Source organism: Alteromonas halophila (assembly GCF_014651815.1).
Classification (GTDB): domain Bacteria; phylum Pseudomonadota; class Gammaproteobacteria; order Enterobacterales; family Alteromonadaceae; genus Alteromonas; species Alteromonas halophila.
This window is the reverse complement of record NZ_BMXP01000002.1, coordinates 122,083-137,943: the sequence shown is the minus strand read 5'-3', so window position 1 is coordinate 137,943 and position 15,861 is coordinate 122,083. Positions and strand designations below refer to the sequence as shown.

Annotated in this window: 15 protein-coding genes; 8 read left to right on the top strand and 7 right to left on the bottom strand. The window is 53.3% G+C overall.

Translation table 11 applies throughout. From position 1 onward, the window contains the following. Nucleotides 1-41: 41 nt before the first annotated feature. From IE054_RS04645 to IE054_RS04635, 3 genes are read left to right on the top strand one after another with little or no spacing between them, the layout of a single operon-like run. Nucleotides 42-1,055, top strand: a complete 1,014-nt coding sequence (locus tag IE054_RS04645) for an aspartate carbamoyltransferase (RefSeq protein ID WP_189403920.1) — start codon at nucleotides 42-44, stop codon at nucleotides 1,053-1,055. A gap of 5 nt (nucleotides 1,056-1,060) precedes the next feature. Continuing rightward, on the top strand, nucleotides 1,061-2,341 hold the full coding sequence (gene hemL, locus IE054_RS04640; RefSeq protein WP_189403919.1) for a glutamate-1-semialdehyde 2,1-aminomutase: 1,281 nt from the start codon (nucleotides 1,061-1,063) through the stop codon (nucleotides 2,339-2,341). Between the two features lie 24 nt (nucleotides 2,342-2,365). Beyond that, nucleotides 2,366-3,451 carry an adenylate/guanylate cyclase domain-containing protein gene (locus tag IE054_RS04635; protein WP_189403918.1) on the top strand — a complete coding sequence of 362 codons (1,086 nt, stop codon included), beginning with the start codon at nucleotides 2,366-2,368 and terminating at the stop codon, nucleotides 3,449-3,451. Here IE054_RS04635 and IE054_RS04630 read toward each other — a convergent pair. The 4 genes from IE054_RS04630 to glnK form a co-directional block, all read right to left on the bottom strand. After that, complete coding sequence (locus IE054_RS04630) at nucleotides 3,433-4,350, bottom strand: Dyp-type peroxidase (RefSeq protein WP_189403917.1); 918 nt, start codon at nucleotides 4,348-4,350, stop codon at nucleotides 3,433-3,435. The two genes, IE054_RS04635 and IE054_RS04630, sit on opposite strands and share 19 nt — an antisense overlap. A 170-nt stretch (nucleotides 4,351-4,520) precedes the next feature. Next, nucleotides 4,521-6,209, bottom strand: a complete 1,689-nt coding sequence (gene ggt, locus IE054_RS04625; protein WP_189403916.1) for a gamma-glutamyltransferase — start codon at nucleotides 6,207-6,209, stop codon at nucleotides 4,521-4,523. A 274-nt stretch (nucleotides 6,210-6,483) separates the two neighbouring features. Then, the gene (gene amtB / locus IE054_RS04620) at nucleotides 6,484-7,731 is read right to left on the bottom strand and encodes an ammonium transporter AmtB (RefSeq protein ID WP_189403915.1); all 1,248 of its coding nucleotides are present in this window, start codon (nucleotides 7,729-7,731) and stop codon (nucleotides 6,484-6,486) included. 33 nt (nucleotides 7,732-7,764) lie between these two features. Then, nucleotides 7,765-8,103 carry a P-II family nitrogen regulator gene (gene glnK / locus IE054_RS04615; protein WP_189403914.1) on the bottom strand — a complete coding sequence of 113 codons (339 nt, stop codon included), beginning with the start codon at nucleotides 8,101-8,103 and terminating at the stop codon, nucleotides 7,765-7,767. A gap of 255 nt (nucleotides 8,104-8,358) precedes the next feature. On the opposite strand from glnK, the gene IE054_RS04610 reads away from it, so the two are divergent. After that, complete coding sequence (locus IE054_RS04610) at nucleotides 8,359-9,096, top strand: hypothetical protein (RefSeq protein WP_189403913.1); 738 nt, start codon at nucleotides 8,359-8,361, stop codon at nucleotides 9,094-9,096. Nucleotides 9,097-9,228: 132 nt separating this feature from the next. After that, a complete protein-coding gene (locus IE054_RS04605) occupies nucleotides 9,229-10,362 on the top strand; it encodes a serine hydrolase domain-containing protein (protein WP_189403912.1) in 1,134 nt (377 codons plus the stop codon). Here the strand turns inward: IE054_RS04605 and IE054_RS04600 are convergent. After that, the gene (locus IE054_RS04600; RefSeq protein WP_189403911.1) at nucleotides 10,359-10,697 is read right to left on the bottom strand and encodes a tRNA-binding protein; all 339 of its coding nucleotides are present in this window, start codon (nucleotides 10,695-10,697) and stop codon (nucleotides 10,359-10,361) included. The genes IE054_RS04605 and IE054_RS04600 overlap by 4 nt on opposite strands. A gap of 209 nt (nucleotides 10,698-10,906) precedes the next feature. On the opposite strand from IE054_RS04600, the gene IE054_RS04595 reads away from it, so the two are divergent. From IE054_RS04595 to IE054_RS17890, 3 genes are all read left to right on the top strand, one after another. Beyond that, nucleotides 10,907-11,806, top strand: a complete 900-nt coding sequence (locus IE054_RS04595) for a DUF808 domain-containing protein (RefSeq protein WP_189403910.1) — start codon at nucleotides 10,907-10,909, stop codon at nucleotides 11,804-11,806. A 246-nt stretch (nucleotides 11,807-12,052) separates the two neighbouring features. Then, on the top strand, nucleotides 12,053-12,334 hold the full coding sequence (locus IE054_RS04590; RefSeq protein WP_189403909.1) for a hypothetical protein: 282 nt from the start codon (nucleotides 12,053-12,055) through the stop codon (nucleotides 12,332-12,334). 5 nt (nucleotides 12,335-12,339) lie between these two features. Next, nucleotides 12,340-12,471 carry a hypothetical protein gene (locus IE054_RS17890; RefSeq protein ID WP_268245050.1) on the top strand — a complete coding sequence of 44 codons (132 nt, stop codon included), beginning with the start codon at nucleotides 12,340-12,342 and terminating at the stop codon, nucleotides 12,469-12,471. A gap of 205 nt (nucleotides 12,472-12,676) precedes the next feature. Here the strand turns inward: IE054_RS17890 and IE054_RS04585 are convergent, their stop codons facing one another. Beyond that, entirely contained in the window at nucleotides 12,677-13,297 is a 621-nt protein-coding gene (locus IE054_RS04585; protein WP_189403908.1) for a flavin reductase family protein, read from the bottom strand. An 82-nt stretch (nucleotides 13,298-13,379) separates the two neighbouring features. Further along, a complete protein-coding gene (gene mrcB / locus IE054_RS04580) occupies nucleotides 13,380-15,689 on the bottom strand; it encodes a penicillin-binding protein 1B (RefSeq protein WP_189403907.1) in 2,310 nt (769 codons plus the stop codon). Nucleotides 15,690-15,861 lie beyond the last annotated feature (172 nt).

The window sequence follows — 15,861 nt, the reverse complement described above, 5'->3', positions numbered from 1 at the left end:
TTTGCTAAACTACGCGCAGTTTGGTATCCGCAGAGCCAGTTATGTCAGAGTTTACCGGTAATCATATTCTTTCAGTAAGCCAGTTTGACCGTGACGCGATTGAACGTGTCTTCTCCGTCGCCCACTCTATGCTGCCCTACGCCCGCCGCCAAAAACGCACCACGGTGCTGAATGGTGCTATTCTTGGAAATCTTTTTTTTGAGCCCAGTACCCGGACCCGGGTGAGTTTTGGTACAGCGTTTAATCTGCTGGGTGGCGAGGTTAGAGAAACCACCGGCATGGACAATTCGGCGCTGGCGAAAGGCGAATCGCTGTTTGATACAGCCCGGGTGCTGAGCGGCTATTCTGATATTATTGCCATGCGTCATCCAGCCGCCGGTTCGGTAGGTGAATTTGCCGAGGGCAGCCGGGTGCCGGTCATCAACGGCGGTGATGGTGCTAACGAACACCCCACTCAGGCCTTGCTGGACCTGTACACCATTAAACGCGAGCTGGAATATAACAATAAGGGCATTGATGGCCTGCATATCGCGATGATCGGTGATTTGCGCTACGGACGCACGGTGCACTCGCTGTCGCGGCTGCTTTGCTTATATGACAATGTGCACTTTACGCTGATATCCCCCAGAGAACTGGCCATGCCACAGCCCATTGTCGATGCTATTGAGAATGCCGGTCACCGGCTGACCATTACCGAGCAGCTTGAAGGAAATATGGATGCCGATATCTGTTATCAGACCCGCATTCAGGAAGAGCGTTTTCCGTCACAGGATGAAGCCAACAAATACCGGGGCAAGTTTCGGCTTAACCAGGCCATCTACACGCGCCATTTTCAGTCAAAAACGGTGATCATGCATCCGCTGCCGCGCGACTCGCGTATGGAGGCCAACGAACTGGATAATGATCTCAATCTGAACCCGAACCTTGCCATCTTTCGTCAAACCGATAACGGCGTGCTGGTACGCATGGCCCTTTTCGCGCTCACACTGGGCGTAGAAAACTTGGTCAGCCAGTATGAACGTGACGTTATCTGGACCACCAAAAAGAGCAGTTAACCGACATGCAAAAATCTGAAGCCCTATTTACCCGCGCCCAAAAAACCATTCCCGGTGGCGTCAACTCGCCGGTTCGCGCCTTTAAGGCCGTCGGCGGAACGCCGCGTTTTATCACTAAGGCGGATGGCCCTTATATCTGGGACGCCGATGGCAAACAATATATCGATTACGTACAGTCCTGGGGCCCTATGGTGCTGGGACACAACAACGCCGCAGTACGTGAGGCCGTAGTTGCGGCCGCGCAGGAAGGCCTGTCGTTTGGCGCGCCCACCGAAGCCGAAGTCCTGATGGCTGAAAAAGTCAGTGCCATGGTGCCGTCAATGGAAATGGTGCGTATGGTTAACTCCGGTACGGAAGCGACGATGTCAGCCATTCGTTTATCGCGCGGCTATACCGGACGCAATAAAATTGTGAAGTTTGAAGGCTGTTATCACGGCCACGCTGACTCACTACTGGTTAAAGCAGGCTCAGGTGCACTGACGCTGGGTGTGCCCAGTTCACCGGGCGTACCGGCGGATGTGGCGCAGCACACGCTGACGGTCGAGTTCAATAACTTAGACAGTGTACGTGAAGCATTTGCCGAACATGGCGATGACATCGCCTGTATTATCGTCGAACCCGTCGCAGGTAACATGAATTGTATTCCGCCGGTTGACGGCTTCCTTGAAGGATTGCGTGAAATTTGCGATGAGGCCGGCAGCGTACTGATTTTCGATGAAGTCATGACTGGCTTTAGGGTGTCTCGCGGCGGCGCGCAGGAACGTTATCAGGTTAAACCTGACCTTACCTGTCTGGGCAAAGTGATCGGCGGCGGAATGCCGGTGGGGGCCTTTGGAGGCAAGCGCGAAATTATCACCCACATTTCGCCTACCGGCCCGGTTTATCAGGCCGGTACCTTATCGGGCAACCCGGTGGCCATGGCGGCCGGTCTGGCGACCTTAAGTCAGCTGGAGGCGGACGATATGTACCCGTCGATTTTTGAGAATACCCAGGCGCTGGCCGACGGAATGGAAGCGCTGGCGAAAAAGCATGGTATTGCGCTCACCACCAATGTGGCAGGCAGCATGTTTGGCTTTTTCTTCACCGACGATGAAAAGGTCACGTCATATAAACAGGCAATTAGCTGTAATCAGGAACGCTTTAAAGCCTTCTATCACGGCATGCTGGAACAGGGCGTTTATCTGGCACCAGCGTCATACGAAGGGGGCTTTATGTCAAAGGCCCACGACAAAGCAATTATCGATAAGACGCTGGACGCCGTCGATAAGGTCTTTGCGCAGTTATAAGCAGACACGCAGGTAACGCATACTGTGTCATTACTTAATCTGGTACTGGCGGTCTTGCTGACCGTCGTTACTGGTTACGCTGGTATCATAACCCGGTTGTATGTGCGCCGCGCTCAGGCAGAGGGAACGCTGTCCGCCGTGCGCGAGCGCCCTGATGATAACGCCGACAACGAGCGGCATTACCGGCAGCGGGCCGATGAAGCCAAACGCCTGATCCAGACTTTTCAGAAATTTGTGCCACGGCAGTTTGTCGAGCACTTTGCCCGGCATGGTACTGATGCACTTGAGCTGGGTCGTGCCGATGAGGACGATGTTGCCATTCTGTTTTGCGATATCCGCGGTTTCACCGGGCTGTCTGAGCACATGCGCCCGCAGGAACTGATGAGTTTTCTTAACTCCTATTTCTTGCGCATGAATGCACCTATCCACCAGCATCAGGGGTTTATTGATAAGTTTATCGGCGATGCCATTATGGCCTTGTTTGATCATCCCGGCGGCACGGCAAAAGATAAAGCCAGCGATGCGCTGAAGGCGGCGCATGATCTCCGTCAGGCACTGGATCTCTATAATCAGCACCGGCGCAATAGTGGCTACACCGCCATTAACGTCGGTATTGGCATTCATTATGGCCCGGTGATCCTCGGTACAGTGGGCTCGGATGATCGTATGGATACCACGGTGATTGGCGACAGTGTGAATATTGCGTATCGCCTGGAGTCTCTGGCACCGGTCTACGAGGCTGATATAATTGTCAGCGCACAGACGCTGGAAACGCTGCAAGAAGACGCGCCGCCGACACGACTACTGGACTGGGTGCGCGTGAAAGGACGCCAGACCCCCATTGAAATTTACGAGGTGTTGTCACATTTACCCGAACCGGTTCGCCAGGCGAGACTGGCGATAAACGATCATGTCGCCTCAGGCATCACTCATCGCAAAGCAGGGCGCTGGGAAGCAGCACAGGCTGCGTTTAGTCAGGCTCAACACATGGCACCGGATGACCCGGTTGTCCACCATCACCTGCGTGTATGTGAACGCTACCGCGGGCAGCCACTGGATGACCAATGGGACGGCGCGTTACCATTACGCAGTCAGACACGTGACATCTGACGAATCAAGGTGACCGACGGGGCGAAAAATGCGGCACCGGTTTCAGCGCTGGTGAAGTCCAGCCAGCGATCGTAATCCCCGTCACCATTACCGACTATCTGACTGTGCAGCATGGCTTTAAACGGGGCTGAGCTGGCACTGCAACTAACGAAAAACAGGCCCTGTGACGCCATGTCGCCATACGGCATACCTTGTTTAAGTAAAGCCGGAGCGCCGTCACCGAACACCGCACTGCTGGCGCGCACACAATGCGACGACTCAGACTGCTCTTTGCTAGCCAGGTTGTGCTCCTGAGTGGTACCCATCACCTGCTCCTGCTGACGCGGCGACAATGCCGCCCAGCGCCGCAGATCGTGACGGTATCGCTGAACATGGATATAACTTCCTCCGCCAAATTCGGCATCATTTTCACCGATAATGGCAACTTCACGGCGTTTCAGCCCCCGGGGATTATCAGTCCCATACATGTACCCATTTAAATCGCGTCCGTCGAGATACCGGAAGCCTCGTACCTGCTCAACAAGTTCAACATGCAGGCGCAGTAGTTCCATCACCTCAATGCCAATGGCGTGACAAATATCCAGACGATCGGCCCGGATTTGTATAAACAGATCGCAGGGCATAGTCGGCGCACTGCGATCCTCACACTGCATATCCGGAAAGGGGGACAGTTCGGTTGGGATAGGGCCGGGATAAAGCTCATGCCAGTACCCTGTGCCAATGGCAATAAGACCCGTCAGCATGGCCTCATAATGTTCATTTTCATAGTGTTCGAACACGTCCAGAACCCTGGCAAGCTTCGCCCGCACAGCCTGACTGTCATCATCAACAACATTTAGCAATAAATACTGTGCGTGCAGGTTAGGCTCTGCACAAATGCCCTTTTGCGGTTGTGCCATGTTTATTCTTATACAAGTCCTGGTGAATGGCCCCACGGCTGTGAGGCGCCGCATATTACATTGTTATTCTACGCTGTCTGTGTGCTGCCTGGTACGATGCATACCCTGTCACGTTTTCTTTTGTGCCGTTGGCATAACAGGCGACGTGCAAAACTAATTCCCAGTGTGTCTTAATAGCCAGCGGCTTGTCCATCTTTTCGGCTCTCAGAGGCGCCGCTGTATACCTGCTCACGCTTGTCCCAGCCAATCGCCTGGTAGCCGCCATAGGCGCCCAGCACCGATTGCAACGTATGCCCTCGCTCCATTAATTCGCGCCTGACTTCCTGTGCGATGCCGCTTTCCAGGCTGACATAACCGCCGCTTCGCATCAGCGCGCCGGTCGGGCTGCTTGAGCCGGAGTGTAGGATCCGTGGCGCATCACCGGCTTCCTGCAGGTTCATGCCAAAATCAATGACATTCACGAGGATCTGCGCATGCATTTGTGGCTGCGTGGCGCCGCCCATGACGCCAAAGCTTAAGAAGGGTTCGCCACTGCGGGTCACAAAGGCTGGAATAATTGTGTGAAAAGGGCGTTTGCCAGGGGCATACTCATTACGATGCCCCTCCTGCAGGGTAAACAGTTCACCGCGGTTTTGCAGCACAAAACCCAGCCCTGGCGGGGTCATACCCGAGCCCATGCCCCGGTAATTGCTCTGAATCAGCGACACCATATTGCCCTCTTTGTCTGCGACCGTCAGGTACACGGTATCGCCGTCAATCACCCCGGCATCTACGCGTTTCGCCGCCTTACGCGGATCAATCAATGCCTGGCGCTGCTTGGCATAGTCTTTTGAAATCAGAGTTTCAACAGGCACATCCGCGAAGTCCATATCGGCGTAAAATTTGGCCCGGTCTTCGAAGGCCAGTTTTTTGGCCTCTACAAAGGTATGGATATAGTCGGCCGACCCGAATCCCATCCCCTCAATATCATAGCGCTCGAGAATGTTGAGAATTTGCAGCGCAGCAATGCCCTGACCATTCGGCGGTAATTCCCACACATCATAGCCACGGTAATTGGTCGACACCGGCGTCACCCATTCGCCTTTGTGCGCAGCCATGTCCTCATACGATAAAAAGCCATCCTGCTCCTGCATGTAGGCATCAATGGTTCGGGCGATATCGCCCTTATAGAACGCATCACGTCCGCCGGTAGCGATTTTCTCATAGGTAGCGGCAAGCGCCGGGTTCTTAAAAATTTCGCCTTCACGCGGGGCTCGGCCATGCGGCATAAAAATATCGCTGAAGCCGTCATAGTCACCAATGCGATCGACATTCATTTGCCAGTAATAGGCCACCAGCTCAGTTACAGGGTAACCTTTTTTCGCGTAGGTTATTGCAGGGGTAAGTACGGTCGTCATAGGCAGTGAGCCAAAACGTTCATGCAGCATAAACCAGCCATCAACTGCGCCCGGCACAGACACCGGCAACGCGCCGAACGACGGTATCTTGTTATGACCGCGGGCGCTGAACTCCGATTTTTTCAGACTTTTGGGTGAGCGTCCGGAGCCATTCAGGCCTACCAGTTCGCTGTTTTTTGCGTCCCAGACAATGGCAAACAGATCACCACCAATCCCACTGCCCGTTGGCTCTACCAGTCCCAGCACCGCATTCGCAGCAATCGCCGCATCCACTGCATTACCGCCCTGTTTAAGGATATCCAGAGCTGCCTGCGTGGCCAGTGGCTGACTGGTTGCTGCCATACCTGACTGGGCAAGTACTTCAGAGCGTGAGGCAAAAGGCTTGCCGGTGATCCGGTCATAGGCATGGGCGGGCGAGATCCCCAGTAACAGGATAAGAGCAAGCAGGCGCAGACAATACATAGGTGTTCTCAGTATTCAGGTTCGTACAAAGGATGATGCGAATAAGTCTATACTATTGAAATTAGTATGAAATGTATAACGCATCCAGTTTTATAAAAATACAAGACACTTGCCCACGCTGCCCGTTGTGGCGCTGACTTATACCGTATGCGCCGGCACACTCTACGCCCACCAATAAAAAAGCCCCGCATCTGCGGGGCTTAAGCCTGGTAAGTCAGGTGTTTTTATTTATTATATCGCCCCTGCGGGTCACCTGCTCGGACTTCGGGCCGTATTAAGAGCGACTGCCGGTAAAGTCAGGGTAGGCTTCAAGGCCACACTCGCTGACGTCTACACCGTCAAACTCTTCTTCTTCGCTGACGCGAACACCAATCACGGCTTTAATGATTAACCATACAATCAGGCTGGTGACAAATACCCAGACAAAAATGGTCAGGGCACCGATGATCTGTCCACTGAAGCTTGAGCCATCGTTAGTCACTGGCACCAGCAACAGACCCAGCAGGCCAACCACACCGTGCACAGAGATTGCACCCACCGGATCATCAATTTTCGCTTTATCCAGCGCAACAATGCTGAATACCACCAGAATACCACCCAGCGCACCGAAAATTGTCGCCTGAAGCGGCGTTGGCGTTGATGGCTCAGCAGTAATAGCAACCAGACCAGCCAGTGCACCGTTCAGTGCCATGGTCAGATCTGCTTTACCAAACATGACGCGGGCCAGAATAAGTGCGGCGATAGTACCGCCGGCGGCAGCCGCGTTGGTGTTCATAAATACAATGGCAACAGCATTAGCGCTTTCTACCGTGGCCGTGGCCAGTACGGAACCACCATTGAAACCAAACCAGCCCATCCACAGAATGAATGTACCGAGCGTAGCCAGTGGCAGGTTGGCCCCAGGGATTGCATTGATCTTGCCGTCAGCCATATATTTGCCTTTACGGGCGCCGAGTACCAGTACGCCCGCCAGCGCTGCTGCTGCACCCGCCATATGGACGATACCCGAACCGGCGAAGTCAGAGAAGCCCAGGTCGCCTAAGGTATACATACCAAATACGGACGCACCGCCCCAAGTCCATGCACCTTCCATTGGATAGATAAACCCGGTCATTACCACGGCAAAGGCCAAAAATGCCCACAGTTTCATACGCTCAGCCACCGCGCCTGACACAATCGACATCGCCGTTGCGACAAACACTACCTGGAAGTAAAAGTCGGCAGACGGGGCATAGGTTGCCGGATCTTCGCTTACGCCGGTCGCGCCATCACCCAGGATGCCACTCAGGAACAGTCCCCAGTCGTCACCGCCATACATGATGCCGTAACCGCACACCATGTACATGGTGCAGGCAATAGCAAACAGTGAAATGTTTTTGGTCAGAATCTCAGTCGTATTTTTAGCACGAACCAGTCCGGCTTCCAGCATGGCAAAGCCCGCTGCCATCCACATGACTAATGCGCCACAAATCAAAAAGTAAAAGGTATCGAGTGCATACCCAAGTTCAAATGTGATTTCCATTGTTATTCTCTCCGCAAGTAAACCTGGATGGCGTTAAAGCGCATCGCCATCTGACTCGCCCGTACGGATACGGACAGCGTGTTCGAGGTCATAAACAAAGACTTTGCCATCGCCAATCTTTCCGGTTTTGGCAGCGTCAACGATCGCTTCGACAAGGCGCTCTACCTGATCATCCTGGACTGCAATTTCCAGTTTGACCTTTGGCAGAAAATCTACCTGATACTCCGCGCCGCGGTAGAGTTCAGTGTGGCCTTTCTGACGTCCGAAACCTTTCACTTCGGTGACGGTCAGCCCGTCAATTCCGATTTCTGAAATGGCTTCACGAACATCATCCAGCTTGAACGGCTTGATGATTGCTGTGACTAGTTTCATGTGTGTTGCTCCCAGTATGTAATGGTTTTATGCATTTCATGTGTTTGCAGGAAGTAACACAAAAGCTATGCCACAAATTATAATCAATATTATTCAATAACTTATGAAATAGCAGAGCGACACAATGCACATTTTAAGCACCATAATGGTGCAACGGGGTATTGCTGCACGGTTTTTGCGCAGGGCGAATGAGGTCATGCGTTTATTCAGTGGGTTAGGGAACTTCCCGTCCCTGTTCAGGGTCTGTCATGGGTTATGACAAATACGTTTTGTGCTTCCTCGCCGCTTCGATTTGCATCACCGCCAACACGCGGTGGGCACTGGCGTGGTTGGCTGATCCTGGCGTTATCTGTGGGGGCGCATGCACTGCTTCTCGGGCACATCTCGTTTTCACTGCCGTCACACAAACCAGCATCCGCGCCGGTCATGTCTGCCCGGCTGATGGCGCCAGTGGCGGTCATCCCGCCGACACCCGCCACTGTTAAAACCGTCCCCGACGACTCCCCCTCCGACCAAACGGCGCAAGTCTCTGCCAGTCAGCTCGAACCGCGCAATGCAGAGAAGGATGAACCCACAACCCAGGCAGCGTCCAAGCCTGTACGCACAGAGCCCGTTTCAGACAGCAAGCGGGCTGCTACAGACATACCTAAAAACAGTGACGCCGCCCTCATCACGCCGTCCATTGATACCCGTCAGGCTCTGGACGCCTACATGTCATCACATCACCAGCGTGCTCTGCATCAGGACAGTGTAGATGCGGCCACCGCGTTCCGGCAGTCAAAGCGTACGGTGGTTATCAGCGATCCGCGTAAAGGAGCGCAGCAGGATCCACAGTCAGCAACGCCTGCGCCTCTCCGTGTTAACTGTGCCTCTGAATTGAATGCAACCCTGGCCTTACTCAGTGGTTTCGCCGGAGGTACCCTGCGCTGCAGCGAACTGGGGGATATTGCCCCGCATATTGAAAAACGGATCAAAGCGCACACCACGAAATAGCCTTCGCGTCACACTTCGTAACAAACCCATTGAGTGAATACGTTGCCTTGTCCATGCGTTTGCGACTACCTTAGTCTTCATCGGTCATACCTGGTTTATTAAAATATATACAAGAACGCCACTCAGGAGAGAATGATGAAACAAAGGATCATTTCACTGGCGATCGCCGCCACGTTTTTAAGTGTCAGTGCTGTGGCGCAGGTCAGCGACGCACAGCGCGCGTCCTTTCGCACGTTTTTAGAAGAATTTCGTAAACAGAACAGTATTCTGAGCTTTTCTGTCGCTGTGGTAAAAGACGATGAAATCGTACTTTCCGAAAGCCTGGGCTGGCAGGACCATGATGCAGAAGAGCCCACCACCGCCGATACGTCTTATCTTGTAGCCTCCATTACCAAAACGTTTACCGCTGCCACATTACTGGCCATGGAGGCAGACGGCCACATCAGTCTGGATGCCGACTTTACCACCCTGAGCGACTGGCAGTCGCGCTGTCAGTGGCTCGCGCGCAGCGGCATTATATTTGGCGGCGGAACGCTGGATAACGGCACGGAAGTGGCACCGGTGAAATGTGATACTCCCATTTCATTACGGCAGGTTTTGCAACACCGTGTTCAGGGTAAACCCGGCAGCGCCTTTTTCTATAACCCGGTGGTATACGGGCGGCTATCTAACTGGGTCGAAGAAAACACAGAGCGATCATGGCGGGACTGGATGCGACATTATGTGATTGAGCCTGCAAAACTCAACAATATCGCGGCAGGCTGGCGTGACCATGAGGGCGCCACTGCGCTGACTAATCTGGCACCGCCGTTTCGCCATGCACCGGAACAGTCAGACAATCTGGCGCCCTCTGCACTCCCTAATCCAGAACTAAACGCCAGTTCAGGTATCATTGCCAGCGTGCGCGACTTAGCGCACTATTCCATGGCGTTAGATAGAGGCGAAATCCTGTCTGACACCTTACGTGAGAAGATGTGGACGCCGCCTATTGATGCAGACGGATCACCGGCACCGTATGCGCATGGCTGGTTTGTGCAGAACTTTCAGGGCCATCGTCTGGTCTGGCACAGCGGTTGGTGGCCTGATGCCTATGCCGGCTTTTTGGTTAAAGCGCCGGATGATGGCTGGACCCTCGTAGCACTGGGAAACACCGATGGGATCCGCACCGACATCAACACGCTCACAGGCGCAGAAGTCGAGAAAAACCCATTGGTTGCGAAGTTTCTGGAAACTTTCGTGACAGCTGAGGTGCCAGACCGACATTAACCCAGTTTTGCGCCATTTTGTACCTGCTGACTAGGGTGTAACAGCACAACCTGATTGTCGTTGTTATAAAAGCCTGTCACCAGGCATTCCGACATAAATGGCCCAATCTGCTTAGGTGGAAAATTGACTACCGCAAGGATCTGCTTGCCCAGCAATTCCTCTGGCGTGTACAAATCGGTGATCTGAGCACTGGACTTGCGTGTGCCCAGCGTCTCCCCGAAGTCGACCACCAGCTTATAGGCCGGCCGCCGGGCTTCGGGGAACAGTTGCACATCGATAATGGTGCCCGCTCGCATATCGACTTTCTCAAAATCATTCCAACTGATGGTACTCATTGTATTACTCTTCTTAATTATCACTGTCACGTTTATAGCAAACACCGGCTTCTTCAGTGAAGCGCTTTTGGCTTGTATCGTTACGATCCCCGCCTCTGCATATGCCAGCCCCCACAGAGTCACAGCAGGCGTAAGCCTGTCTTTGTTGTTGCGACGCCATTATGCAAAGCGCTATGCTGAGTTAACACTGAAAAGACTAAGGAACTGCCGTGGCTGCTGCTAACCTGCTGACGTTGCTCGACGACATCGCAATGATGATGGATGACATTGCCACCATGTCGAAAGTGGCCGCCAAAAAGACGGCCGGCGTACTGGGCGATGATCTGGCGCTTAATGCCAACCAGGTCAGTGGGGTCAGTGCAGATCGCGAATTACCGGTGGTCTGGGCCGTCGCAAAGGGCTCGCTGCTCAATAAAGTGATCCTGGTGCCCTCAGCATTGCTTATCAGCGCCTTTATGCCTGTCATGATCGTAGTACTGCTGGTGATCGGTGGCCTCTATCTGTGCTTCGAAGGTGCCGAGAAAGTGTTACACCGGCTACTCCCCCATCATAGCGATGAAGAACGCCAGGCACAGCTTAAAAAACTGGCCGATGGTGATGTGGATATCGTTGCGATGGAGAAAGAGAAAATAAAAGGGGCCATTCGAACAGATTTTATTCTTTCGGCAGAGATCATCGTGATATCTCTTGGCAGTGTGGCCAGCGCCGGACTTTTAACACAACTTGGTGTGCTCAGTGCCTTAAGTCTGGTCTTTACAGCTGGCGTCTATGGCCTGGTGGCTGGACTGGTGAAACTGGATGATGCTGGCCTTTATCTGCTAAAGCGGTCAATTAACAGCCCCTCGCGACGGGTACTTCGCATGGCTGGCCGCACACTGCTGGTCGCGGCACCGGCCCTGATGAAAGTGCTGGCACTGGCTGGCACCATTGCCATGTTTCTGGTTGGCGGAGGGATCCTTACCCACAATATCGATATGATTCATCATGCATTAGCACCTGTGAGCGACAACATCGTGCTCGCTTTGCTGGCAGACGCTGTTATTGGGTTTATGGCGGGCGCGATCATTGTCGCGGTTGTCACGCTGGTGCAACGTCTGCGACGGCGTTGAGCTTCAAGTGGTCAAATCCACCACTTTCCGTGTGAAAACCACTACCGATTGGTAACCTTATCAACTCCCCCAATCCTGCCTTACTCAAAGTATCTTAAATTTTCCTTCAAAATCATAACCTTAAAATTTATTTAAAGTTTGGCACGTTGCTAGCTAAACCTTTAGCGTCCTTAACACGACTTAACTGATAACTGCCACGCAGTACTCAAAGATGCAGTTTACACCCTACTTTTTCAGGAGAATATTATGCGAGCTTTTCGTCACACACTAACTGCACTGGTACTGTCGGCTTCATTTTCCGGTGCTGCGCTGGCAGCGGACCCTACAAGCGATGAGCTGACTACACAAACAGATGCACTGGTCGCAAGTACAGCACAAGCTACACGTCAGGCACTGCAGATGGACATTGATTTTGATGTCATGGTCGCAAGCCATCGTGTGGAATCGGATGAGGTAAATGCAGAACTGGTCGCCGATGTCTCTGCCGCGCCCGCTGCACTGCCCGTCGATGACAATAACGACGCCTGATTATTATGGCTATGTTATCGCCGCTGGCGCTATTGATTGTCGCACTTGGCCCGGTGCTGTCTTACCTGGCCGGTGCACTGATTTTCTCGGGAATACAGGTTGTATTGCAGCATCACGTCTCTGCGTCCCGACGTTAACTGCAGGGAACGAAGTGGTTTCCCTGCAGCGAGAAGTACGCGTATCAGAGCAGGTGCGAATAGATCTGACAAACCTCGGGCTTATTCGCACCTCCCCTGGGGCACTTCCTGCAGAAATGGAACGCGGCATCGACGCGTTTACTGGTTTCTTTGTTAATATCGTACCGCCAACCATTTCTGCAGGTTTTTTTTCACAACGCCGGGGTTATTTGGGCCGAGGCATGACCACTTTGTTTTCTGGCCGAATCGTAAAGTAATCGCCCGGGCCGCCCGCACGCAGCATTGGTTTCCCTGCCGCAGTCTGATACACCCCATCTTTAAGCAGTGCTTTATCGATGTGAACACCCACCACTTCACCAAACACCATCCAGGTATCGACGTCATCACCACTGGCGGTATTCAACTGCACAATCTGGGTTTTCTTACATTCCATGATCACCTGGCTGGCCGCAACATGGGGCACGCTGATGTGTCGGGACTGCCCTTTTTCAAGGCCAGCCACTTCGAACTCATCCACATCGGCATCAAGCGGCCGGCAGCTTTCATTCATCTGTGTGGCCAGTGACTCATCAACCAGATTCCAGCAAAACTCACCGGTTTCTGAGATATTTCTGACCGTATCTTTGTAACCCACGCTGGAGAAGCCAACAATAGGCGGCACGTAATTAAACGCATTGAAAAAGCTGTACGGCGCAAGATTAACATCGCCGGCTTCACCCATTGAGGAGATCCAGCCAATTGGCCGCGGCGCAATAATGGCGTTAAACGGATCGTGCGGAAGATTATGCCCCTCTGACGGGGTATAGAAATGACGGGATGTACTCATAAAATAATGTATGCCTCTGTCGTAGCTGTGCAATCAGGTCGCCATGGTATCACTATGTGAAAACAATCAATAATGCTCACCGTCAACCACCAAACAAGCGTTGCCACCAGCTTTTCTCTTGTTCTTCCGGCACCTGGTCTGAGCGTAACCCTTCGCAGTCAGAGGGTTTAGGCAATACATCGAGTATTGCCGGTACACTCAGGCTGCCCGGACACCCTGGTGCCACAACACTGCCGGTCGCCGGTTCGAAATGCGCAATCCCCAGCCCCTGCGGGAAGCGCCGCGATAATGATTTGGGTGACTGTGTCTTCTGATAATTAACAAATACCGGCAAACCGCCCCCGGCTCCCGTAAGATTGACTGGCTGGTTGTCGTCGTTGCCCACCCATATGGTGATCACATTATTGCGGTCAAAGCCACTGAACCAGCTATCCCGGTAGTCGTCAGTGGTACCGGTTTTTCCTGCCATATTAATTGAGGGGAAGGCCTGCCCGACACGTCTGGCTGTACCTTCTCTGGCCACTTTGTAGAGTGCATAGCTAAGCAGGTACGTGGCCTGTGCATCAGCACGCTGAGAGAAAAACTCGGCTTTTTGCCATAACAGATTATTGCTGGCTGTGGTGACATTAGTAACGGTATGCAGGGGAATATAGCGCCCTTCATTCGACAATGTCTGATACATCTGGTTGGTTTCAAAGGGCGTAAGCGATAGTGCCCCCAGCGTCAGCGACGGATTCTCCCGCATCTGCCGTTCCACCCCCAGATCGTGAATGGTATCCACTACGTTACCCAGACCCAGCTGCATGCCAAGGTTCACCGTGGGCACATTCAGCGACTCTGTCAGTGCTGTAATCAGCGGTACACTGCCACGAAACTTCTTATCCGCATTTTTCGGTGACCATTGTTTCCCGCCAGTACTTTGCAGGGTAATGGGCTTATCTTCCAGCGGAGTGGCGAGGTTATAGCGGGTTGGATCGCTCAGCGCTGTAAGGTAAACCGCTGGCTTGATCAGTGAGCCAATCTGTCGTCTGGCGTCCAGGGCCCGGTTAAAACCTTTATACTCATAATCCCGGCCCCCCACCAGTGCACGCACTTCACCACTGGCGCTGTCGGTAACCACCATTGCGCCTTGCAGCGCCGCGTCACGATCGGTTTGCAGGCCATCAAGCGTTTGTGCCAGCGCTCGCTCGGCGCGACGCTGTGCAACGATATCCAGTGTGGTGAACACTTTCACTCCGGAATCACGAAGACTGGGTTCGGCCAGAATGTCCGTCAGCTCACGGCGAACCCGATCCATAAAGGCCGGGTGCTTGCCACTGGCGAGACTCGCACCGCTGGCCAGATGCAGCGGCTGATTAATGTAGCGCTGGTACGCATCACGGTCGATTTCATTTTCTTCAAACAACAGGCGCAACACCAGATCCCGCCGTTCTTTCACCCGCTCTGGATGACGGCGCGGATTGTAATAGGACGGACCCTTGATCATCGCTACCAGAGTGGCAATTTCAGGGGTATTCAGCTCATTTGCGGGCCGGTCGAAATAAAAGTAACTTGCCAGGCCAAAGCCGTGCACGGCCATATCGCCGTTTTGCCCAAGGAAAACTTCATTCAAATAAGCCTGCAGAATTTCTGTCTTACTATAGCGAGCATCAATAATCACGGCCATCAGGGCTTCTTTGGCCTTACGAACCAACGATCGCTCGCGGCTTAAAAACATGTTTTTAACCAGTTGCTGGGTCAGGGTACTGCCTCCCTGCACAGTGCGGCCCGCAGCAATATTCGCCATCAGGGCACGCACAATAGAAAGCGGTGCAACGCCGTGATGGTCGTAGAAGTCGCGATCTTCCACCAGTGTCAGAGTCTTGGGCAGCATTGCAGGTACTTTGTCCAGCGACACCAGCATTCTATCCTCGCGACTGGCACTTACCATGCGGGTGACCAGCCAGGGCTCGAGGCGCATCATACCCAGCGATTTGGCCGCACTGCGATCATACAGGCTGTCTATACGTGCGCCCTGCCAGCGGATTGCGACATGGCGGAGCGGTTCGCGACCATCAGGAAAATGAAACGCCCGGCGCTGCACGTCAATGGTATTGCCTGAGACACTGAATTCGCCGCTGCTGTCAGCCGATGCAACGCGCCGGTAGCCCAGTAAATCCAGCTCTTCAAGGACTTCCTTCTGGCTGATTTCCTGTCCTTTTTCTATCATCAGTGGGCGCGCAAAGATTTGTGCCGGTACTTCCCACTTATTGCCGGAAAAGCCATGTTTTATCTGCGCGTCGAGATACAGCATGTACGCGATAAGTACTACCAGCGCGGCCAGCATCAGTTTCCAGAAGATCCGCCACCAGGGGGATGATTTATTTTTCGCTTTTGTTTGTTTTTTCGCCATCTGCCGTGCCATGATGAATTACGGAAGGCAAGAATATGCGTGTGATGAAACGCCGTAGCGCCTTCCCGGAAAAGCCCGATTCTGCGGGTTTCTTCTTTGAAAAGCCAGTCTCGGAGCTCTGCTACCGAGGTCGTATGGACAGATTTTAACCGACCGCTTAGGCTAAAAGGAA

Bases quoted from the DNA above. Each gene is read 5' to 3' on its own strand.
- IE054_RS04645 (WP_189403920.1), top strand. From the start codon at position 42: ATGTCAGAGTTTACCGGTAATCATATTCTTTCAGTAAGCCAGTTTGAC.
- hemL (WP_189403919.1), top strand. From the start codon at position 1,061: ATGCAAAAATCTGAAGCCCTATTTACCCGCGCCCAAAAAACCATTCCC.
- IE054_RS04630 (WP_189403917.1), bottom strand. From the start codon at position 4,350: ATGGCACAACCGCAAAAGGGCATTTGTGCAGAGCCTAACCTGCACGCA.
- ggt (WP_189403916.1), bottom strand. From the start codon at position 6,209: ATGTATTGTCTGCGCCTGCTTGCTCTTATCCTGTTACTGGGGATCTCG.
- amtB (WP_189403915.1), bottom strand. From the start codon at position 7,731: ATGGAAATCACATTTGAACTTGGGTATGCACTCGATACCTTTTACTTT.
- glnK (WP_189403914.1), bottom strand. From the start codon at position 8,103: ATGAAACTAGTCACAGCAATCATCAAGCCGTTCAAGCTGGATGATGTT.
- IE054_RS04610 (WP_189403913.1), top strand. From the start codon at position 8,359: ATGACAAATACGTTTTGTGCTTCCTCGCCGCTTCGATTTGCATCACCG.
- IE054_RS04605 (WP_189403912.1), top strand. From the start codon at position 9,229: ATGATGAAACAAAGGATCATTTCACTGGCGATCGCCGCCACGTTTTTA.
- IE054_RS04600 (WP_189403911.1), bottom strand. From the start codon at position 10,697: ATGAGTACCATCAGTTGGAATGATTTTGAGAAAGTCGATATGCGAGCG.
- IE054_RS04590 (WP_189403909.1), top strand. From the start codon at position 12,053: ATGCGAGCTTTTCGTCACACACTAACTGCACTGGTACTGTCGGCTTCA.
- IE054_RS17890 (WP_268245050.1), top strand. From the start codon at position 12,340: ATGGCTATGTTATCGCCGCTGGCGCTATTGATTGTCGCACTTGGCCCG.
- IE054_RS04585 (WP_189403908.1), bottom strand. From the start codon at position 13,297: ATGAGTACATCCCGTCATTTCTATACCCCGTCAGAGGGGCATAATCTT.
- mrcB (WP_189403907.1), bottom strand. From the start codon at position 15,689: ATGGCGAAAAAACAAACAAAAGCGAAAAATAAATCATCCCCCTGGTGG.